Source organism: Streptomyces sp. URMC 129, assembly GCF_051386415.1.
Taxonomy (GTDB): Bacteria; Actinomycetota; Actinomycetes; order Streptomycetales; family Streptomycetaceae; genus Streptomyces.
The window spans coordinates 14,992-33,257 of sequence record NZ_JBPQTQ010000029.1 but is presented as its reverse complement, the minus strand read 5'-3'; the positions used below and the strand labels follow the sequence as shown (position 1 = coordinate 33,257).

The 18,266-nt window shown below is 72.9% G+C and carries 22 protein-coding genes and 2 pseudogenes; 11 read left to right on the top strand and 13 right to left on the bottom strand.

The genetic code is table 11. The features are described 5' to 3' along the window. Positions 1–8 precede the first annotated feature (8 nt). Positions 9–683 (top strand): nuclease-related domain-containing protein, encoded by a 675-nt coding sequence (locus ACSNOC_RS08825; RefSeq protein ID WP_436746728.1) that lies wholly within the window; start codon positions 9–11, stop codon positions 681–683. A 41-nt stretch (positions 684–724) separates the two neighbouring features. Here ACSNOC_RS08825 and ACSNOC_RS08820 read toward each other — a convergent pair whose 3' ends face one another. From ACSNOC_RS08820 to ACSNOC_RS08805, 4 genes are read right to left on the bottom strand one after another with little or no spacing between them, the layout of a single operon-like run. Further along, positions 725–1,108, bottom strand: coding sequence for a VOC family protein (locus ACSNOC_RS08820; RefSeq protein ID WP_436746727.1), 384 nt, complete (start codon positions 1,106–1,108; stop codon positions 725–727). A 9-nt stretch (positions 1,109–1,117) separates the two neighbouring features. Beyond that, positions 1,118–1,771, bottom strand: coding sequence for a class I SAM-dependent methyltransferase (locus ACSNOC_RS08815; protein ID WP_436746726.1), 654 nt, complete (start codon positions 1,769–1,771; stop codon positions 1,118–1,120). 17 nt (positions 1,772–1,788) lie between these two features. After that, complete coding sequence (locus ACSNOC_RS08810) at positions 1,789–2,217, bottom strand: PPOX class F420-dependent oxidoreductase (protein WP_436746725.1); 429 nt, start codon at positions 2,215–2,217, stop codon at positions 1,789–1,791. Positions 2,218–2,221: 4 nt separating this feature from the next. Beyond that, entirely contained in the window at positions 2,222–3,319 is a 1,098-nt protein-coding gene (locus tag ACSNOC_RS08805) for a DUF2332 domain-containing protein (RefSeq protein ID WP_436746724.1), read from the bottom strand. A 291-nt stretch (positions 3,320–3,610) separates the two neighbouring features. Here ACSNOC_RS08805 and ACSNOC_RS08800 point away from each other — a divergent pair, with 291 nt between their 5' ends. Continuing rightward, positions 3,611–4,615: an aldo/keto reductase gene (locus tag ACSNOC_RS08800; protein ID WP_436746723.1), complete on the top strand. Its 1,005-nt coding sequence runs from the start codon at positions 3,611–3,613 to the stop codon at positions 4,613–4,615. Here the strand turns inward: ACSNOC_RS08800 and ACSNOC_RS08795 are convergent. From ACSNOC_RS08795 to ACSNOC_RS08775, 5 genes and pseudogenes are all read right to left on the bottom strand, one after another. Beyond that, positions 4,605–5,541, bottom strand: a pseudogene (locus tag ACSNOC_RS08795) (EamA family transporter). The gene ACSNOC_RS08800 and the pseudogene ACSNOC_RS08795 overlap by 11 nt on opposite strands. Before the next feature lie 77 nt (positions 5,542–5,618). Further along, positions 5,619–6,662: a questin oxidase family protein gene (locus ACSNOC_RS08790; protein ID WP_436746722.1), complete on the bottom strand. Its 1,044-nt coding sequence runs from the start codon at positions 6,660–6,662 to the stop codon at positions 5,619–5,621. A gap of 88 nt (positions 6,663–6,750) precedes the next feature. Further along, complete coding sequence (locus tag ACSNOC_RS08785) at positions 6,751–7,803, bottom strand: glycosyltransferase family 4 protein (RefSeq protein WP_436746721.1); 1,053 nt, start codon at positions 7,801–7,803, stop codon at positions 6,751–6,753. A 209-nt stretch (positions 7,804–8,012) separates the two neighbouring features. Next, complete coding sequence (locus tag ACSNOC_RS08780) at positions 8,013–9,119, bottom strand: hypothetical protein (RefSeq protein ID WP_436746720.1); 1,107 nt, start codon at positions 9,117–9,119, stop codon at positions 8,013–8,015. 137 nt (positions 9,120–9,256) lie between these two features. Continuing rightward, entirely contained in the window at positions 9,257–10,198 is a 942-nt protein-coding gene (locus ACSNOC_RS08775) for a hypothetical protein (RefSeq protein ID WP_436746719.1), read from the bottom strand. A 574-nt stretch (positions 10,199–10,772) separates the two neighbouring features. Between ACSNOC_RS08775 and ACSNOC_RS08770 the strand changes: the two genes are divergently transcribed. Then, positions 10,773–11,483, top strand: a complete 711-nt coding sequence (locus ACSNOC_RS08770; RefSeq protein ID WP_436746718.1) for a B3/B4 domain-containing protein — start codon at positions 10,773–10,775, stop codon at positions 11,481–11,483. 4 nt (positions 11,484–11,487) lie between these two features. Here ACSNOC_RS08770 and ACSNOC_RS08765 read toward each other — a convergent pair whose 3' ends face one another. Genes ACSNOC_RS08765 through ACSNOC_RS08750 form a run of 4 tightly spaced genes read right to left on the bottom strand, consistent with a single transcriptional unit; the run spans position 11,488 to position 14,953 of the window. Then, on the bottom strand, positions 11,488–12,051 hold the full coding sequence (locus ACSNOC_RS08765; RefSeq protein ID WP_436746717.1) for a TIGR03086 family metal-binding protein: 564 nt from the start codon (positions 12,049–12,051) through the stop codon (positions 11,488–11,490). Positions 12,052–12,090: 39 nt separating this feature from the next. Then, complete coding sequence (locus ACSNOC_RS08760) at positions 12,091–12,729, bottom strand: LutC/YkgG family protein (RefSeq protein WP_436746716.1); 639 nt, start codon at positions 12,727–12,729, stop codon at positions 12,091–12,093. Continuing rightward, entirely contained in the window at positions 12,726–14,180 is a 1,455-nt protein-coding gene (locus tag ACSNOC_RS08755) for a lactate utilization protein B (RefSeq protein ID WP_436746740.1), read from the bottom strand. The genes ACSNOC_RS08760 and ACSNOC_RS08755 overlap by 4 nt, the downstream gene beginning before the upstream one ends. 20 nt (positions 14,181–14,200) lie before the next feature. Further along, on the bottom strand, positions 14,201–14,953 hold the full coding sequence (locus tag ACSNOC_RS08750) for a (Fe-S)-binding protein (RefSeq protein ID WP_436746715.1): 753 nt from the start codon (positions 14,951–14,953) through the stop codon (positions 14,201–14,203). A 110-nt stretch (positions 14,954–15,063) separates the two neighbouring features. Here ACSNOC_RS08750 and ACSNOC_RS08745 point away from each other — a divergent pair. From ACSNOC_RS08745 to ACSNOC_RS08710, 8 genes and pseudogenes are all read left to right on the top strand, one after another. Further along, positions 15,064–15,255, top strand: a pseudogene (locus tag ACSNOC_RS08745) (YjbQ family protein); the annotation flags it as partial. Positions 15,256–15,301: 46 nt separating this feature from the next. After that, positions 15,302–15,595, top strand: coding sequence for a hypothetical protein (locus ACSNOC_RS08740; protein WP_436746714.1), 294 nt, complete (start codon positions 15,302–15,304; stop codon positions 15,593–15,595). Further along, entirely contained in the window at positions 15,564–15,923 is a 360-nt protein-coding gene (locus ACSNOC_RS08735) for a recombinase family protein (protein ID WP_436746713.1), read from the top strand. The genes ACSNOC_RS08740 and ACSNOC_RS08735 overlap by 32 nt, the downstream gene beginning before the upstream one ends. Positions 15,924–16,839: 916 nt before the next feature. Beyond that, positions 16,840–17,079 carry an HNH endonuclease gene (locus ACSNOC_RS08730; protein WP_436746712.1) on the top strand — a complete coding sequence of 80 codons (240 nt, stop codon included), beginning with the start codon at positions 16,840–16,842 and terminating at the stop codon, positions 17,077–17,079. 63 nt (positions 17,080–17,142) lie between these two features. Continuing rightward, on the top strand, positions 17,143–17,391 hold the full coding sequence (locus ACSNOC_RS08725) for a hypothetical protein (protein WP_436746711.1): 249 nt from the start codon (positions 17,143–17,145) through the stop codon (positions 17,389–17,391). Beyond that, positions 17,388–17,777 (top strand): hypothetical protein, encoded by a 390-nt coding sequence (locus tag ACSNOC_RS08720; protein ID WP_436746710.1) that lies wholly within the window; start codon positions 17,388–17,390, stop codon positions 17,775–17,777. Before ACSNOC_RS08725 ends, ACSNOC_RS08720 begins: the two co-directional genes overlap by 4 nt. A 112-nt stretch (positions 17,778–17,889) precedes the next feature. Next, a complete protein-coding gene (locus ACSNOC_RS08715) occupies positions 17,890–18,057 on the top strand; it encodes a hypothetical protein (protein WP_436746709.1) in 168 nt (55 codons plus the stop codon). Then, a complete protein-coding gene (locus ACSNOC_RS08710; protein WP_436746708.1) occupies positions 18,054–18,239 on the top strand; it encodes a hypothetical protein in 186 nt (61 codons plus the stop codon). The genes ACSNOC_RS08715 and ACSNOC_RS08710 overlap by 4 nt, the downstream gene beginning before the upstream one ends. Positions 18,240–18,266 lie beyond the last annotated feature (27 nt).

The window sequence follows — 18,266 nt, the reverse complement described above, 5'->3', positions numbered from 1 at the left end:
AGGGCGTGATGGAGAATCCGGAGGATCCCGGCCGGTGGGGCGTGGGCCGTGGCCCGCTGTGGCTGCACCCGGACGACGACCTGGCACCGAACCGGCCGGGCGAGACACTGCACGGCGAGCTGGCCGCCCGCCCGGCGGGCCGGCTGCGGCGCCTGCGGGACAGGCTGCTGCTGCGATCGGCCGCTGCCGACGCGCTGCGCGCCGCCCTGGACGCGGAGGAAGGAGCGGGGGAACGGCTCGACGCGCTCGCCGGCGCGGGCTGGCGGATCCTGCACTCGGTCCCGCTGCCCGGCGAGGCGGACATCTCCCACCTGGCGATCGGCCCGGCGGGCGTGCTGTGCCTCCGCTCGGTGGGGGACCGCGGGGCCCGGCTGGAGGCCGGCGAGGACACGGTGCGGATCAACGGGCGGCGCGCGGAGCCGTACGTGCGCCGCTGCCGCCGCGCCGCGCACCGCGCCGCCCACGCCCTCGGCCGGGGCTGCGGATTCCCGGTGCCGGTCCGGCCCGTGCTGGTCTGCGTCGGCGCGGCGAGCGTCGCGGTCTCCCCGGCGCTGCGGGACGTGGAGGTGCTGCGGGAGACCGACCTGGACGGCTTGGCCGGGCGCGGCGGGGTCCTCAAGCCGGACACCGTGGAGGCCGTCTACGCCGTCGCCCGGGACCGCCGCACCTGGCGGTGGGCCTGACCCGGTCGCGGGCCGCCCGCCGGCCGCCGCGCGCCGGACCGTCAGCGCACCGACGGCCTGATCACGGGCGGCGGCTCCGGCGGGAACACGCAGAACTCGTTGCCCTCCGGATCGGCCAGGACGTCCCACTCGATCTCGTCGTCCCGGCCGCGCAGCAGGGTCGCGCCCAGCGCCAGCAGCTCCTCGGTGTCGCCCCGGACGTCGAGGTGCATCCGGTTCTTCACGGTCTTCGGCTCGGGCACCGGATTGACCCAGATCAGCGGCCCGAGACCGCCCGGGTCGTGGATCGGCACCGGCCAGTGGGCGGGGATCTCCTCGTCCGGGAGCCGGTGCCGGCGTTCGTATCCGAGCGCCGCGCACCACCAGTCGGCGAGCGCCTGGTGATCGTTGGCGTCCAGCGCGAGGTCCTTGAAACGTGCGGGCATGGCGGGAGCCTAATGCCGGGACCCCGTCCCGGGCCGGTGGGCGGCGCCGAGGACGTGGAAGGAGACCGGAGTGGGGAGGGCCGGGAAGCGGAACCGTACGGGTTCCGGCACGGCGAACCCGGCCCGTCGCAGTGCCGCCGGCGTGTCGCGGCCGGTGTGGCAGCCGCCCATCAGCCGGGGCCACACGGTGGCGTCCAGCGCCCGCTGCACCAGCCGCAGGCCGGGCGAGGGCGCGCGGACGTGCTCCAGGTACCGCAGCTCGCCGCCGGGCCGCAGCACCCGGTACGCCTCGCCGAGCGCCGCCCCGGGGTCGTCGACCGAGCACAGCACCAGACAGGCCACCGCGGCGTCGAACGAGGCGTCGCCCGCGGGCAGCCGCCGGGCCAGGCCGTCGACCACCTCCACCGGTACCGGCGCCGTGGCGGCCCGCAGCCGGGCGAGGCGGCGCAGCAGCGGCTCCGGCTCGATCGCGAGCACCCCGGTGACCCCGGCCGGGTAGTGCGCGAAGTTCCGCCCGTCGCCCGCGCCGATCTCGATCACCCGGCCGGACAGCCCGGCCAGCAGGGCCGCCCGCCGGGCCGCCAGGCCGCGCCGGTCGACCAGCGGGCCGGCCCGCGCGTAGAGGCGGGCGAAGAGCGGGTGGTCCACCGATCCGCCGGTCATGGCCGCGCCCGCCCCGCTCAGTCCGCCACGCCGGACTGGGCCGTCACCTGCTCCGGCCGGATCCGCACCAGCAGCTCGCCCGGGACGCCGTTGCGCGCGCCGTACTCCTCGGCGCGGTCCCGGCCCATGTACCGGGCGGCGATCCGGGTGGCCCAGATCCGCAGTGCCTGGGGGTCCTCGCTCAGCGTCGCCCGCCCCCGGACGGCCACGAAGGCGTACGGCGGCCGGTCGTCGTCCACGCAGAGCGCGGCCCGGCCGTCCCGGGCCAGGTTCCGCCCCTTCACACTGGTCGCCCCCGTGGTGAAGACGATGTCGTCCCCGTCGAGCACGAACCAGACGGGGGCCACGTGCGGCCCGCCGTCCGCCCGTACGGTCGACAGCTTGCCCGTCCTGGTGCCCGCCGCGAGAAACGCCCGCCACTCGTCCGCCGTCATCGTGCGCGCCATGGGCTCATCCTCTCCCCGGGCCGTCCCCGTGGCCGGGCCAGCGCGCCGGAATCCCGTGCGGGTGCGCCGACGCCAGCAGCCGCTCCGGCTCGTTCCCGGCGCGGACGGACAGCCAGAAGCCGTGCCGGCCGGACACCTCGCGCGGCTCGAAGGAGATCGCGGCGAACCGCGCCTCCGGCGTGGCCGAGGCGGCCAGCCGGTCGATCTCCCGCTCCACCCCGGCCCACTCCGGTGCCGGTACGTACTGCCGCATGACGGAGTGCCAGACCACGGTGAGCGTCCCGGGCTCCAGCCGCACCTCGGACAGGAACTCCACCGACCCGGACGCCTCGATCGTCGCCGGCACCTTGGCAGCGACGCGCAGCGCGCCGTCGAGCCGCTCCATCCGCTCGGACTGATCGGGCCAGACGTACGCCCGCAGCGCCAGCGAACCGTCCGCGGACAGCGGGTCGATGGGGGACGGGTCGCAGCCGCGCCGCTCCACGATCCGCAGCGCCTGGTGCCGGGCCGCGCCCGCGCGCAGCCAGTCCGGCACCGGCCCCGCCCAGGCGTCGGCGAGCCGCACCGAGGAGTCCGGCGGGCCCCAGGCGAAGTCCCCCGCCGTGTAACGGAACTGCTCCGCCCGCAGGTTGAGGCCCGCGCTCGACCCGAGTTCGAAGAGGCGCACGGGCAGCTGGGCGGTGGGCACGGTGTCCAGCAGACCGGACAGCAGCAGGTTGGAGCGGCCCACCTCGTTGGTCTGCGGCGGACGGGTCAGCCAGTCGCGGATCCACTCCGGCTCGTCCGCCACGGCCGCGCGGAACGCGGGCCAGGCGGCGTCCGGGTCCTCGGGGTCGAAGGAACCGCCGGTGCTGGGGTAGTGGGCGGCGAGCGCGGGGGCCCGGCCGGTCAGCGCGAGGGCGTGGACGGCGCCCATGAAACGCAGCGGCAGCGCGTCGTCCGCGGAGGTGTCCTCGTGCCCCGCCACCGCCGCGGCGCACGGCCCACCGTCGCGGATGTCCCCTGCCGCCCGGGCCAGCAGCGCCGCGTAGAGCGGCGAGCCGAGCCGGACGCAGGCCCCGGCCTGCTGGACGAAGACCTGGGCAACATGTTCACGGGGCATTAGTACTCCTCACTAATGACTGCCCAAGATCATGGGGCCCGGCGGCGCCGGAGGGGAAGCCCCGCCGGCCGATTGCGCCCCATCGAGATCGAACCGCGTCCGCAATCCGTGCCCGGTTTAGCGATGATCATGACAGGTTGGCCTGGTGGATCGTTGTCCGGACCCGGCCGGGCGCCCGCCCGCCCCGTCGTCGCCGGGCGGCGGACCGGAGCCACGCCGCGACCGGCATATGACAAGACGTCATGACATGATGATGTTCGCACCCGTCCCCGGCGTCCCCAGGAGCCCCCGGTGAACTACGCAGCCGCCGCCGAGCGTTACGACACCATGCAGTATCGCCGCTGCGGGCACAGCGGCGTCCTGCTCCCGGCCGTGTCGCTCGGCCTGTGGCACAACTTCGGGGACACCACCCCGCCGGCCACCCAGCGCGCGGTGCTGCGCCGGGCGTTCGACCGGGGCGTCACGCACTTCGACCTCGCCAACAACTACGGGCCGCCGTACGGCTCCGCCGAGGCCAACTTCGGGACCCACCTCGCCCGGGACCTCCGCCCCTACCGGGACGAGCTGTTCATCGCCACCAAGGCCGGGTACGACATGTGGCCCGGCCCCTACGGCGAGTTCGGCTCCCGCAAGTATCTGCTCGCCAGCCTCGACCAGTCACTGCGCCGGATGGGGCTGGAGTACGTCGACGTCTTCTACTCCCACCGCTTCGACCCCGACACGCCGCTGGAGGAGACGCTCGGCGCCCTCGACACCGCCGTCCGCCAGGGCAAGGCGCTCTACGCCGGCATCTCCAACTACCCGGCCGAGCAGCACCGCCGCGCCGTGGACATCCTGCGCGGCCTCGGCACCCCGCTGCTGATCCACCAGGCCCCGTACAGCATCCTCAACCGCGGCGTCGAGGAAGGCGTCCTCGACGCGGTGGGCGGGACCGGCACCGGCCTCATCGCCTTCTCGCCCCTCGCCCAGGGACTGCTCACCGACCGCTATCTCTCCGGCGAGGTGCCCGCCGGCTCCCGAATGGCCCTGGATCACTTCCTCCGGCGCGAGGCGCTCAGCGAGGACGTCCTCGGCCTGCTCCGCGCGCTCAACGAGATCGCCGCGCGGCGCGGGCAGTCCCTCGCCCAGCTCGCGCTGTCCTGGGTGCTGCGCGACCCGCGCGTGGTCTCCGTCCTCGTCGGCGCCTCCAGCGTCGACCAGCTCGACCAGAACCTGGCCGCCCTCGCCGCCGAGCCGCTCTCCCCGGAGGACCTCGCCGAGATTGACCGGCTGACGTCGGCGGCCGTCACGGGCTGACGGCCGCCGACGGCTCCCGCGGTCCGGGGGCACCCGCCGCCCGCGCCACCGGGCCGTCGCCGCCCCGCCCGGACGGCACCCCGCCGAACGAGGTCAGCGCCACCCCGCCGATCAGCAGCACGGCCGCCGCCCACCGCGCCGCCGACACCCCCTCGCCCAGCAGCAGCGCCGCCGAGGACACCCCGAAGACCGGCACCAGCAGGGAGAACGGCGCCACCAGCGACGCGTGGTAACGCCGCAGCAGGAAACCCCAGGCGCCGAAGCCGAACAGCGTGGCGCCCCCCCGACATAGGCGATGGCGCCCAGCCCGGTCCAGTCCAGACCCCGCAGCGCCGCCCAGTCGGCCCGTGGCCCCTCGACGGCCAGGGACAGCGCGGCCAGCGGCAGCACCGGCACCAGACTGACCCACACCATGAAGCCCAGCGCGTCGCCCGGCGCGGCCCGGCGCGTCAGCACGTTGGACACCCCCCAGAACAGCGCGGCGGCGACGACCAGCCCGAAGCCGAGCACCGGCCCCGAGGCGCCCTCGTCGGCGGCGGCCACCCCGATCCCCGCCAGCGCCACGCCCATGCCCAGCACCCGGCGCGGGCCCGGCCGCTCGCCCAGCACCAGCGCCGCGAGCAGCGCGGTGAACACCGCCTGGCTCTGGAGCACCAGCGAGGACAGCCCGGCCGGCATGCCCGCCGCCATGCCGAGGAACAGCAGGCCGAACTTGGCCGTGCCCAGCGTCAGCCCCACCGCGACGATCCACCGCCAGGCCACCGCGGGCCGGGGTACCAGGAAGACGGCGGGGACCGCGGCCACCAGGAAGCGGAGCGCGGAGAACAGCAGCGGCGGGAAGCGGTCGAGGCCGACCTCGATGACGACGAAGTTGACCCCCAGACGGCGGCGACGAGGACGGCGAGAGCGATGTGGACCGGGCGCATGGACCGAGCATGTCGCCCGGCACGGTGAAGCACCAGCGAGTCCTTCTTCACCCGATTGTTCAGCGTTGCTGAGAAGTTCAGTCGGTGGGGTCGGTCAGCTCCACCGCCCGCAGCACGGCACCCAGCGCCAGATGCCCGTCCCGCGGGTGCGCGGCGGCCACGTCGAGCGCGGTGTCGGCCAGCTTGATGGCGTGCGCGTCGCCGTGCACCGCCGCCCGGTCGAACAGCTCCTCCGCCGTGGCCCCGCCACCGGCGGCGGGTGGCCGCGGCCCGCCGGCCGGGGCGTAGGAGGCGACCACGCCCGCGCTCGCCGCCCACGCGGCGGCCAGGCTCGCCGGCCACAGCCCGGGCGGCAGCGCGGGCAGCGCGCGCAGCACGGCGTTGGGCGCGGTCGCCGCGTGCACCAGCATCACCGGCTCGCCGTGCGCGTGCGTCGCGTAGTACCCGGTCGCGGCGCGCACCAGCCGGTCCAGCCGCTCGCGGGCCGCCTCCGGGGCCGTCCCGTCGTCCGGCGCCGCCCAGGCGGGAAGCGTGGTGATCTGCGCCAGCCGGTGGGTGATGCCGCCCGAGGGGTCCGGCACCGGCGGGACCGCGCGCAGCGCGTCCCGGGCGTCGGCCGGGGCGGGGGCCGGGACGATGCCGTCCGGCAGTGGCTGGTGACGGGCCGCCCAGTAGCCGAGGCCGTGCGCCAGCTCCGCGATCCGCGGCGCCGTCTCGTCCCCGGCCAGCAGGGTCCGCACCGCGTGCCCGACCCGGATCACCGGATGCGTGGCCCCGGCGGCGATCCCCGGGAGCAGCCGGGGCCACCACTCGGCCAGCACCGCGCGCCAGGGCCGCTCGCCCAGCCGCTCCCCGAAGTACGCCGTCCAGTCCCCGAGGTACCGGGCGTCGCCCAGCGCCTCCCGCCAGTTCTCCTGAGTGATCCGTCCGTACGGCGCGGGCCGCTCCTCCAGCCGCACCCGGTACCCGTCCAGCCAGCGGTGCACCCTTGCCCCCTGCCCGTGGCGGACCATGGCCTCCACGGCCATGGGAGCGTGATTGCTGAGCCAGCCCCTGAACTCGGGACCCGTGGCGTGCAGCCGGACCAGTGCCTCGTCGAGCGTGCCGTCGTCATCGCGCATGCCCACGACGCTAGGCGCCCCGGACCCCCTTCCGGAACGGCCTTCGGACGGGACCTCCCGGGCCCGGTCGCCCTAGGTCTCGGCCGGCTCACCGGACGACACCGTTCCCCGCGTACTTCGGCAGGCCCCTGACCCGGAACAGCTTCCGCCGGCTCGCGTCGCACAACGACTCGACGGCGTCGCACCAGACGTCCAGATCGGGGTTCGCGCTCAGTTCGTCGGAGCGTGCCGTGGCCCGGCGGGAGGCCCTCTCCCAGTTCTTGGGGTCCCGCAACGACCTCAGGGCGTGGATCCACGCGTTCAGGTCGTCGCGGTAGGCGAAGATCCCCGCCTTGCCGAGGGATTCGACCAGCCCGGGGGTGGGGTGGGCGATCACCGGGATGCCGGACGCGAACGCCTCCACCGCCACCCGCCCCCAGGACTCGTAGAGGCTGGGCATGAGCATCACCCGCGACCGGCCGTAGACCTTCGTGCGCATCTGGTCGCCGGTCACGCCGTCGATGATCTCGCAGTTGGGCAGCCGGGTCGGCGGCGGGACCTGGGCTCCGTAGGCGCCGCGGACGCCCAGGAACGTCCACTCGGGCGTCCACGCGGCGATCTGCCAGAAGATGTCGCCGCCCTTGTCGGGGTTGAGGTTCACCAGGGTCGCGCAGTCGCCCGGATCGGTGCGGTAGTCCTCCGCGATCACGGGCGGGCGGACGACGATCGTGCGGCCGGGCAGGAACTCGCGGGGGTAGCGCGCGTAGTAGATCTCGCCGTCCCGCCGGATCCATTCGCTGTTGTAGACGACGAGATCGGCCCCGGCCGCGTTGTGGAAGCTGGTGGCGAAGTTGTCGTGGCAGAGCACGACCACGGGGATCCGGCGGGCCCGGGCGAGACCCGACACCAGGGGAACGTTCTCGAAGTGCGAGAGGAGCACGTCGGCGCGCTGGGCCACGGCGGCGAAATCGCCGCCCTCCTGGTACGGGACGACCCGCACGCCGTCGATGTCGTAACTCTTCTTGATGCTGCCGGGATGCGACAGCCAGACCGTCACCCGATGGCCGCGTGCACTCAGGGGACGAAGCATCGAGTGGAGCATCCACTCGGATCCGGCGTTGTGGGCCGGGGGATATCCGTACACCCGGGCCGCGATGGACATGCTCCGCGACGTCGTGCGCGCGGTGGCCGGCGGAAGCTTGGGCGGGCGAGGCGTCACCGTATGTGTGTCCCTCCGGACGAGGACGAGGACGAGGGGTGGACGGGGCCGCGGAGGCCGTCGCGGGACCCCGCCCGCAGGGGCGCCTGCGGGCGGGGCGTCTCTCGTGACGGCCTTCCGGTGGGGAAGGCCCCGGTGGTCAGCCGGCCGGATCAGGAGCCCACGACGTGGATGCGGGTGGACCCCGACGAGGCGTCGGCGATGCGGAAGCCCAGCTCCGTGTCCGCGGGATGCGGGGCGTTACCGGAGGCTTTCACGGCGACCCATATCGCGGACGTCGAACCCTTACCGGACAGGGCCAGGTCGACGTTCTCGAAGGTGAGGGTCTGCCCGTCCGGGGACAGGCTCCCGGCGTAGGTGCTGCCGCCGAACACGGTGAGCTGGTACCCGGGGTTGCCCTCGGGGACGAACTGCAGCCCCCTTCCCCGGGGGAGCGTCACCTGGACGTCCTGCGGGGGGACCGCGCCGTCGTCCTCGGCCCGCACGTGCACACCGGGGTAACGGGTTTCGCCGGCGAGCGTCAGCGTGACGTCCGGCGGCCCACCGGGCGACACCGAGAACCGGGCGGACGCCCGTCGGCATTCCACGGCCGTCAGCAGGGGCCCGGTGTTCCCCCTCGCCTGGCAGGAGAAATTGAGCCTCGCACGGTGTTCCGTGGCCCTGAAGGTGAAGCTGTAGTCCTTCCAGTCGGCCTTCAGCCGGCCGTACAACTGGCGTTGATTGTCGTAATCGCTGGTTCCCTGGAACGGTTCCCCGGTCTGGAAGAACAGGCTGCGGTCGGCGTACTCCTCGCTTCCGTCCACACTGACCGCGACCCCCATCAGAGGCCAGTCCTGATGGGCTCCGTGGCTCTCCGAGGTATTCGTGCCCAGCCTGAACTTCACGACGTACGCGGCGCCCTCCTCCGTGGCGAATTCCTGGCTGATGGTGCCGGTGCCGTCGCCGAAGTTGATGCCGTGTAAGTGCAGGGCGTTGCCCTCGCCGCCCGCCAGATCCGCCTGATTTCCGTTCCAGACGTTGAATGCCTTGCCCGTCTTCCGGTCGCGCGGGAGGCAGGTCACCGTCCAGTGATCTATGCGGAGGTTGTCATTCTCCGCGATGAACTTGTGGCCGCCCTGCCAGTTCTTGCCACCGCCTCCCCAGTCGCTGTTGAACCCTTGGGGGCTGTAGTCCAGGAATCGGCCGTTCTCGATGAGGTTCGGGTTGCCGCTGTCCTTCGCCGCTACGGTGGTGCGGGCCAGGGGCAAGATGTCTGTCATTACCGCTGCTCCTTCGCGGATGGATGGGGAAAATGTGCTGCCCGGATCACGGGCGGGGTGGAGTCGATCAGGGAGTTGTCGGTGAGTGACTCCTCCTTTTCCTTTCCCGGTGGCCTGCGTGTGGCCGCCAGGCGGCGTCACCCGGCTCCCGGATCCACGTGGATGGGGGTCGAGCCCGAGGGGCGGTCGCCCACGCAGAAGGTGAGGGTGATGGGGTCTTCCGATGCCGGGGCGGTGTCGGAGGCTTTCACCGCGACCCAGGCGAGGGACGTGGACCCCTTGCCGGACAGGGCCGGGTCGACCCCCTGAAAGGTGAGGCCCTGTCCGTCCGACGACAGAGTCCCGCGGTAGGTCTTCTCCACCTGCCGGGCGTCCCGCACGGTCAGCAAGCAGCCGGTTCCGCCCTCGGCGGCGAATCGCAGCCCCCTTCCCCGGGGGAGCGCCACATAGACATCCTGCGGCGCGACCGTCCCGTCGTCATCGGCCCGCAGCCGCACACCGGGGTAGCCGGTTCCGCCGGCGGGTTTCAGGATCACGTCCGGCGGCCCGCCGGGCGCCACCGAGAACGGGATGTGATCCACGACGCGGATCGTGGTGGAACCCGACGTCCGGTCGCCCACGCAGAAGAGCAGGTGCGTGCTTCCCGGCCGGGCGGTGTCGGAGGCTTTCACCGCGACCCAGGCCGTCGCCGTCGATCCCTTTCCGGACAGGGCCAGGTCGACATTCTCGAACGTGAGGGCCTGTCCGTCCGACGACAGGATCCCGCGGTGGGTTTTCTCCGTCCCCCGGCTGTCCCGCACGGTCAGCAGGTAGTCGCTTCCGCCCTCGGCGGCGAATCGCAGCCTCTTTCCCCGGGGGAGCGCCACGTAGACGTCCTGCGGCAATACCGTGCCGTCCGCGTCCGCCTGTTTCACCCGCACGCCCGGGTAGCCGGTCGCACCGTCCGGCGCGAGCGCCACATCGGGTGGCCCGCCCGGGGACACCGAGAATTCCACGGCGACCCGGATATCAGCAGACGGTCCGCCGGCCTCGGTCACCGGAGCCTGTTCGGCGGCGCGCATGCTTTCGAGATCAATCACAGCAGTTGTCCTTCCACTGAAGACACCAGGAAATTTCGCGGGCGCGGTCCTGCGGCGGGCGTCGTGGAAACTGTGGCGACCGCGCGGATCAGATGGACGGAATGGGGCCGAAACGCACCGGGCAATGCGCCCGGGGCGGGCGACAAGCTCACGACCGGGGTTGTCCCACGGGCCGGCTGTCAGTCGCGTCGTCGCGGTCTCTCCCGTGTCCGCACGTCCACCTGCCTGACTCGCGCATAAACGCGATAAAGGTCGATGATATGACTTTCGCTGTGCCCTCGTAAGGCTGCCCCGATTCCCGGCTTCGGTGAAAGGGGGTCTTTGCTTATGCGTACGTTCCCTGCCATGGCGATAGCCCACCGTTCCCGCATCGGTCGACGCACACGTCGCACCCGCACCAGGAGACCTCCGTCTCACCTTCCCCCTCGCCCCACGGCACACCTCGACCCCCTCCGTCACACCGGAACCTCCTGCCGAAGGGGTCACAATGGCCGGAAGCCGTTCGCCGGACGGCGGGACCGCGCCCGGTACGGTGATCCGGACCCGCGGGACGACGATGCTGAGGAGGGGCGGGATGACGGAGCTCCGGGTGGCCGCGGAGGTGTGCGAGGCGTTCCCGGACCTGGCGGTCGCCGCCGTGGTCGCGGAGGGCGTCCGGGGTGAGGAGCCCTGGCCGGAGACCGAACGGCTGCTGGCCGCGCTGGAGGCCGACGCCGCCGCCGGGGCCTGGGCGGCGCCCGACGAGACCGACCCGCTGCTCGCCTCCTGGCAGACGGTGTACCGCGCCTTCGGCACCAACCCCCGCCGGTTCCGGCCCAGCATGGACGCCCTCGCCCGGCGGCTGGCCAAGTCCGCCCGCCTGCCCCGCATCGGCGCGGCCGTCGACACCTACAACGTCGTCTCCGCGACCCACCACGTCCCGGCGGGCGCGTTCGACCTCGCCGCCGTCCGGGGCGACATCACCCTGCGGTTCGCCGCGCCGGGCGACACGTTCACCCCGCTCGGCGAGCCGGACACCGCCGAGGAGGCCCGGCCCGGCGAGGTCGTCTACGCCGACGCCGGGGGCGTCCTCACCCGGCACTGGAACCACCGCGACAGCGACCGCACCAAGGTCACGCCCGGCTCGCGGGACATCGTCTTCCTCCTGGAGGCGGTCGACCCCGACACCGGCCGCAAGGTCCTGGAGCAGGCCGCCGACCGGCTCGCCGAGCTGCTCGGACCGCGCTGCGCCCGCCTCGGCCGCCACCTCCTCACCCCCGGGCAGCCCGCCGCGCGGCTCCGCTGACCCGCTACGGCTGCCGCCCCAGCAGCGCCACCAGCCGGTCCTGTGCCGGGGCCGAATCCGCGACCCGCACCGGCGGGCCGAAGAGGCCGGTATCCTGCCAGCCGTCGATCTGCGAGGCGGCGAACCCCAGTTCGGCCTCGACCAGCTCGCCGTCCAGCCCGTCGTCCGCGCCGATCCCGTGGGCCAGATCCCAGGCGTGGACGGTGAGATCCAGCGTCATCTGCCGCAGATACTCCGTCGCCGGGGTCAGCCCCGAGCTGGTGTGCACCGGCGCGTCCAGCGCGCCCGGGCGGTGGAACGCGCCGCGCGAGGCCGCCGCCGCGGCGGCCCAGGCGCCCGCCGGGTCATCGCCCAGCACGTCGCCGTCGAACCGGTCGCCCACCTCGTCCAGCGACGCCCCGCGCAGCAGCCACGGCGCCCAGAGCTGTTCCCCGGTGACGTGGCCCACCAGATCCCGCACCGACCACTCGGTACAGGGCGTCGGCGCCTCCCACTGGTCGTCCCGCACCTGCCGCACCCGCCGGCCGAACTCGTCCATCGCGCGGTCGAAGCTGTCGAGAAGATCCATACGGCATCCCACCAAATCCCTCGAAACCGGCTGTACCGGCTACATATGGGTCAGAACCACCTCCAGCGTACGCGGGCCGTGCACGCCCTCGACGCGGGACAGCTCGATGTCGCTGGTCGCCGACGGGCCGGAGATCCAGGTCAGCGGCCGGGTCGGGGCCAGGCGCCCCAGGGCCCGGGAGACCGAGTCGACCACCTGCCCGGGCACCCGCACCACGCAGACGTGGTGGTCGGGCACCAGCGTGACGCGCCGCCGCCCCTGGCCCGGCCCGCCGTCGAGGACGATGGTGCCGGTCTCCGCCACGGCCACCGCGCAGCCGGTGACCACACTGTCGACGGCGTCGAGGTCGTGCGGCGTCTGCCCCGCCGTGTCGGGCACCCGCTCCACCCCGGCGAGCCCGGACAGCCACCCCGGCGGCAGCCCGTCCGGCACCACGACCGAGCGGGCGCCCCGGGCGGCGAGCAGCCGCCCGATCAGTGCGGGCAGGCCCGCGCCGTCCGTGCGGTGCACCACCGCCCGGTAGTCCGCCAGCCGCTCCGCCAGCATCCCCACCGGGTCGGCGGGGGAGAGGCCGCGCAGATAGTCCCGGGGCACCGGGACGTCGGCGGGCGCCTCCCCGGCCGGCACGTCGGCCAGCGCCCGCCGCACCCGGCCCAGCACCTCGTCCCGTCCGCTCATCGCGCGCTCCCCTCGCCGCGCGTGCGCCGCCACCAGTCGCGGAACGACTCGGGCGGGACCGGCGGCAGGTCCCGCGACGCCGTCCACGCCCGGCCCGGACCCGGCAGCCGCCGGGGATGCAGACGGCGGGTGCGCGCGGCCAGCCGCTGACCGGCCCGCAGCGCCCCCGGGTGGTCGAACACCCAGCGGGCCGCGCGCAGGGCGGCCCGCTCGGCGGCATGACCCCGGGCGGGCCGCAGCACCGTCCGGGTGCCGCGCACGGTGACCTCCCCGCCCTGCGCGACGCGCTCCCGCAGGTGGACCAGGACCTCCGGGATGTCGATCGCCACCGGGCAGACCTCGTAGCAGGCCCCGCACAGCGAGGACGCGTACGGCAGCGAGGCGTCCAGGGCGCCGCTGACCCCCCGCAACTGCGGGGTGAGGATCGCCCCGATCGGACCGGGGTACGCCGACCCGTACGCGTGCCCGCCGGCCCGTTCGTACACCGGGCAGACGTTCAGGCACGCCGAGCAGCGGATGCAGCGCAGCGCCTGGCGGCCCACGGTGTCGGCGAGCGCGTCGCTGCGGCCGTTGTCCAGCAGGACCAGGTGGAACGCGCGCGGCCCGTCACCGTCCGTGGTGCCGGTCCACATCGAGGTGTAGGGGTTCATCCGCTCCGCGGTGGACGAACGGGGCAGGAGCTGGAGGAAGATCTCCAGATCCCGCCAGGTCGGCACCACCTTCTCGATGCCGACCACGGAGATCAGCGTCTCGGGCAGGGTCAGGCACATCCGCCCGTTGCCCTCGGACTCGACGACGACCATGGTGCCGGTCTCGGCCACCATGAAGTTGGCCCCGGAGACGCCGACCTTCGCGTCGAGGAACTTGCGGCGCAGGTGCAGCCTCGCCGCCTCGGCCAGGTCGGCCGGGTCGTCGGTGAGGTCCCCGGGCGCCGGACGGCCCCGGTCGCCCATGCGCGCGCGGAAGATGTCGCGGATCTCGCCCCGGTTGCGGTGGATCGCGGGCACCAGGATGTGCGACGGCAGATCGTCGCCCAACTGCACGATCAGCTCGGCCAGATCGGTCTCGTCGGCCCGGATCCCGGCCTCGGCCAGCGCGGCGTTGAGCCCGATCTCCTGCGTCACCATCGACTTGACCTTGACCACCTCCCGCTCGCCGGTCGCCAGCACCAGCCCGGTCACGATCCGGTTGGCCTCCGCCGCGTCGGCCGCCCAGTGGACGTGGCCGCCCGCCGCGGTGACCTCCCGCTCCAGGCGCTCCAGATAGTGGTCGAGATGCCGCAGCGTCCGGTCCTTCACCGCCGCGCCCGCCGCGCGCAGCTCCGCCCAGTCGGGCAGCTCGGCCACCGCGCGGGCGCGCTTGGCGCGGATCGTGTGTGTGGCGTGCCGCAGATTGGCGCGCAGCCGCGCGTCGGCGGTGGCGACCGCCGCCGCCTCGGGGAAGGCGGGCATGCCGAGATAGGTGGGGCCGCTCACCACTGTTCCTCCTCCGTGCTGGCCAGGATCTCCGCGATGTGGACCGGGCGGACCGCCGAACCGAGGCGCGAGAGCGTGCCGCCGATGTGCGTCTGGCACGACGTGTCCACGGTGCAGACCGCCGCCGCGCCGGTGGCGGTGATGCTCCGCGCCTTGTCCACGCCCATGGCCGCCGAGACCGCCGCGTTCTTCACGGCGAACGTCCCGCCGAAGCCGCAGCACTCCTCCGCGCCCGGCAGCTCCACCAGCTCCAGCCCCCGCACCGCCCGCAGCAGGCGGCGCGGCCGGTCGCCCAGCCGCAGCGCGCGCAGGCCGTGGCAGGTCGGATGGTAGGTGACGGTGTGCGGGTAGTACGCGCCGACGTCCGTCACGCCCAGCACGTCCACCAGAAACTCCGTCAGCTCCCGCGTCCGGGGCGCCACCTCCGCCACGGCCGCCGCCAGCCCGCCGCCACGCCCCTCGGCCGCCGCCTTCGCGCCGATCCGGGGGTAGTGGTCCCGCACCATCGCCACGCACGAACCGGACGGCGTCACCACGTGGTCGTAGCCCGCGAAGGCCCGCGCGAACCGGCGCACCAGCGGCTCCGTCTCGTGCCGGTACCCGGTGTTGTACTGCGGCTGCCCGCAGCACGACTGGTCCATCGGGAACTCCACCCGCACGCCCAGCCGCTCCAGCAGCGCGACGACGGCCTGGCCGGTGCGCGGACGGAGCGCGTCGTTGACGCACGTGATGAAGAGCGCGACCCGCATCCCGGGAGTCCTTCCGCCATGGGCGACCGCGCCGCCCCCGGGGGCTCATCGTGCCCCAGCGGGCCGGAGGGGCGCGAGGGTGGCGGGCGCATGTCCCCGATCATGGAGGCATGTCCGACACCTTCACCACACGAGTGATCGACATCGCAACCGGCGCCGAGGAACGCGTGCACGACCTGACGGGGGAGTGCGCCCGGTTCCTCCAGGACGTCGCGTCCGGCCGGGACGGTCTGCTGAATGTCTTCGTGCCGCACGCCACGTCGTGTGTCTTGAAACCAACCTCAGTAGACGCAGGCAGCGGCCCCTAGGCAGGAAGCGCCGGGGCCCTGCGGTTGGTGAGGCCCCACAGTGAGTACGACGATCCTCGACACAGCGACGCGTGGAACGGCCAACGTTCCGGGAGTAGACCTCTCGCAGTTCTGGGACGACGTCACCGGGTGTAGCCCGGAGAAGCTGGCGGACTTGTATGTCCGCCGCTCGAAGCCGTCGGAAGACATAGCCACTCTGACAAAGCACGCGTGGGACATGGTCGCGGAGGCCCACCGGGAGGGCCTGAAGGTGCGGGCCGTCTGGTGGGAACAGAAGTCGGCGTTCAAGGCGCACGTCCGGCGTGCGGAGCTGGACCGAGGGCGCGGTTCTTGACGGCCACGCCAAGACCCTGTACGTCCGCAAGCTCGACCATTTCGACCGGCGGAGCATGGGAACAGTCGGCAGCATGCTCGACGCACTGAGCCAGCGTCGAGCGCGCCTCCGGGTCGTCAAGGAGGGCCTGGACAGCAGCGTGGCCGGCCACCTAATCATCTTTGCTGTCCTGGCCGAGCGTGCCAGGGACGAGGCGAACGACATCGCATGGCGCACTCAAGAGGGGAAGGCGGCCCACAAGGCAAAAGGGGAGTGGCAAGGGGGAGTGCTTGCTTGCGGTGTCGAAGCCGACGACAGCCTGATGAGTATCCGGTGGCGCGGACGATGATCGCGGAGCCCCTTCTGGAGGGGAAATCGGCCCGGTCGGTTGCCTCTTCCCTGAATAAGGCTGGTCGACGGCGAGGCCGTTAGGGACTCCCGGATGAACCGACCTGAGAACGGCCCCGCTGGCCTAGCTAGGGCCGAATCGTCTCATGGCATTCGCTGGGGCCGGATCGCTTCACGCCATGCCTGATGCCTGGTCTCAGTGAGATCGATCGAGTACGCCAGTCTTCCCGACTCGTGCCGCCATCGGCCGCGCCCCCTCTCGTGGTCGGGGGCCGGGAATGGGCCGAACAGGTCGATGAGTCCCAGCGCTAGGGCTGCGTCCACGGTGGACTTCCGAAAGGCACGGACGAACCCGGGGTCCGTACACGTACGCCGTATCTCAACTCAGCGGCCCAGCAACCACGTCAGGAGCCCGGAGGCCGTAGCCGCCGCTATGGCTGCGAACAGTCGTGCGGGGAAGTGTTGGAGCGTCATGCGAAAGCCCCCAACGTGCAGTTGAAAGTACGGGCGGTCCCGGGCGTCGGACATCTCGATCCGTCCCTGTGTTGAGTCGGTTTCGGGGTGGAGCGGTGCGCGCGAGGCCAGTTCAGCAGGCCGGAGGGTTGGCCCGCAACTTGCCGGCCTTCGATCCTAGCCAAAACGGCCGTTTTGGCGGGCTGTTGCGGTCCCCCGTAGGGAAGTTCGCCTTGCTTTCTGGGGGTCGTAACGCGTCCTGACCTGCGCCTGCTCTTCGAATCCAAGGCGGGCTGAGCTGGAGTCTCTCGATCGAGGAGCTTCGGTTTGTGACGTAACTCACGTCGTTGTCTTTGATTCAAAGGCGTCGCTCAGCGCCGGGTAGGCGAAGGGCGTTTGTGGCCTGGGAAGCAAGCGACCGGGCGTCACGCCTGCCGTCGAAGTGGCCTGCCATCCGGGCCTCCGTGCTCAAGCGTGACGGCTACCGGTGCGTGGCGACGATGGCCACGGGGGAGCGCTGCCCGGAGGCGGGGACGGACGTGGACCACATCGTCCGTGGCGACAACCACGACCCGAGCAACTTGCAGACGCTCTTCTGGTGGTACCACCGCAGGAAGACGGCCCGTGAAGCAGTGCAGGCCCGGCGGGCGGTCCGGCGGCCGTCTCGGACGCGGAGCGAGCGCCCGCACCCGGGGGCCCTGTGAACCCGCCGGTCCCCCGGTACGCAGCGACCCCGGGGCCCTGGTGGACGACAAGGAGGTGAATGCATGAGCTTTCAGGAGGTCCGCCAGATCCACGCGGAGGTGACCGGCCGAGCCGGACGCGTCCGCGCATGGAGCACCGAGAGTGAACCCGGCCTCATCTCCCTGGCCGTCCCCGGCGACCGGGCACAGCTCGCACCCGAGGACGCGCGGGCCCTGGCCGCGTGGCTGGAGGAACGGGCCGTGGAAGAGGAGCACCGTCCGCTCCGCCTGCGTCCCCCGGCCGAAGACCGCCCCTGGGACGTGCACGGATGACGACCGAATACCCCTGCGACTGCGACGGCACCACCACACTGCGGATCAGCCCGGACCCTGACGGCTACGTCCGCGTGGAGCTTTGGGTGAACGGCCGGTTCGACGGGGAAGTGTTCCTCGCTCCGGCCTCCGCCCGCGAAGCGGCACGGGCCCTCACGCTCACCTCCTTGGAGGCCGAAGCAGACGAGCCGGACGGCCGCGCGCCGAAGAGGCCAGCGCCCACCCCACCCCCGCCGGAAGCGGCCCAGCCGGAGCTTGAGATCCCGGCCGGGTTCTACCGGCGGGCGCTCGCCATCCACGTCGCGCGCCAGTTCCTTGCAGGAATGGGCGTGGGCGCTGGACTCGGTGACGTTCTCCGGCTGGCCCGGTTTCTGGACGCCGGATGAGCGCGGACGGATACCGGGAAACCCTCCTGCGGCCGCATGGCGTGGAACGAATCATCCGGACCGACCGGGAGGCCGGACGGACAGGCAGTTGGAAGCGGCTCACTACAAGGCAGTGAAGGCAGCGCTGGAGTCGGCCCGGCTGGCAGCGGCGGAGGCGACCGTGGCGGAGCGCCTGGCCAAGATCGACGAGCATGCCATGCGGTTGCGGTGGTATCGCTACTTCACCAGGGGACGTCAAGGGCCGTTGCCGGAGCCGGATCGGCTCGATGTGAGGAAATGATCAGGAGTCAGCTCGAAAGCGAGCGAGAGGCCGTAGAGAAGTGGGGGAAGAAGATGCTCGGCAGAACACGGGTGCGGAGCTACCCGTACCAGGACGCGCGGAAGCTGGCGCGGCCGTACCCAGCGGTCAGGTACACCTACCCCGACGTGCCGGACAGCGTGAGAGAGGTCAAGGTGGAGTGAACGGCAGAACGATGCCGGCAGTGGGCC

Excerpts from the sequence above, each read along its gene's own strand:
- ACSNOC_RS08825 (WP_436746728.1), top strand. The coding sequence starts at position 9 with ATGGAGAATCCGGAGGATCCCGGCCGGTGGGGCGTGGGCCGTGGCCCG.
- ACSNOC_RS08820 (WP_436746727.1), bottom strand. The coding sequence starts at position 1,108 with ATGCCCGCACGTTTCAAGGACCTCGCGCTGGACGCCAACGATCACCAG.
- ACSNOC_RS08815 (WP_436746726.1), bottom strand. The coding sequence starts at position 1,771 with ATGACCGGCGGATCGGTGGACCACCCGCTCTTCGCCCGCCTCTACGCG.
- ACSNOC_RS08810 (WP_436746725.1), bottom strand. The coding sequence starts at position 2,217 with ATGGCGCGCACGATGACGGCGGACGAGTGGCGGGCGTTTCTCGCGGCG.
- ACSNOC_RS08805 (WP_436746724.1), bottom strand. The coding sequence starts at position 3,319 with ATGCCCCGTGAACATGTTGCCCAGGTCTTCGTCCAGCAGGCCGGGGCC.
- ACSNOC_RS08790 (WP_436746722.1), bottom strand. The coding sequence starts at position 6,662 with ATGCGCGATGACGACGGCACGCTCGACGAGGCACTGGTCCGGCTGCAC.
- ACSNOC_RS08785 (WP_436746721.1), bottom strand. The coding sequence starts at position 7,803 with ATGTCCATCGCGGCCCGGGTGTACGGATATCCCCCGGCCCACAACGCC.
- ACSNOC_RS08780 (WP_436746720.1), bottom strand. The coding sequence starts at position 9,119 with ATGACAGACATCTTGCCCCTGGCCCGCACCACCGTAGCGGCGAAGGAC.
- ACSNOC_RS08770 (WP_436746718.1), top strand. The coding sequence starts at position 10,773 with ATGACGGAGCTCCGGGTGGCCGCGGAGGTGTGCGAGGCGTTCCCGGAC.
- ACSNOC_RS08765 (WP_436746717.1), bottom strand. The coding sequence starts at position 12,051 with ATGGATCTTCTCGACAGCTTCGACCGCGCGATGGACGAGTTCGGCCGG.
- ACSNOC_RS08760 (WP_436746716.1), bottom strand. The coding sequence starts at position 12,729 with ATGAGCGGACGGGACGAGGTGCTGGGCCGGGTGCGGCGGGCGCTGGCC.
- ACSNOC_RS08755 (WP_436746740.1), bottom strand. The coding sequence starts at position 14,180 with ATGCCCGCCTTCCCCGAGGCGGCGGCGGTCGCCACCGCCGACGCGCGG.
- ACSNOC_RS08750 (WP_436746715.1), bottom strand. The coding sequence starts at position 14,953 with ATGCGGGTCGCGCTCTTCATCACGTGCGTCAACGACGCGCTCCGTCCG.
- ACSNOC_RS08725 (WP_436746711.1), top strand. The coding sequence starts at position 17,143 with ATGAGCTTTCAGGAGGTCCGCCAGATCCACGCGGAGGTGACCGGCCGA.
- ACSNOC_RS08720 (WP_436746710.1), top strand. The coding sequence starts at position 17,388 with ATGACGACCGAATACCCCTGCGACTGCGACGGCACCACCACACTGCGG.
- ACSNOC_RS08710 (WP_436746708.1), top strand. The coding sequence starts at position 18,054 with ATGATCAGGAGTCAGCTCGAAAGCGAGCGAGAGGCCGTAGAGAAGTGG.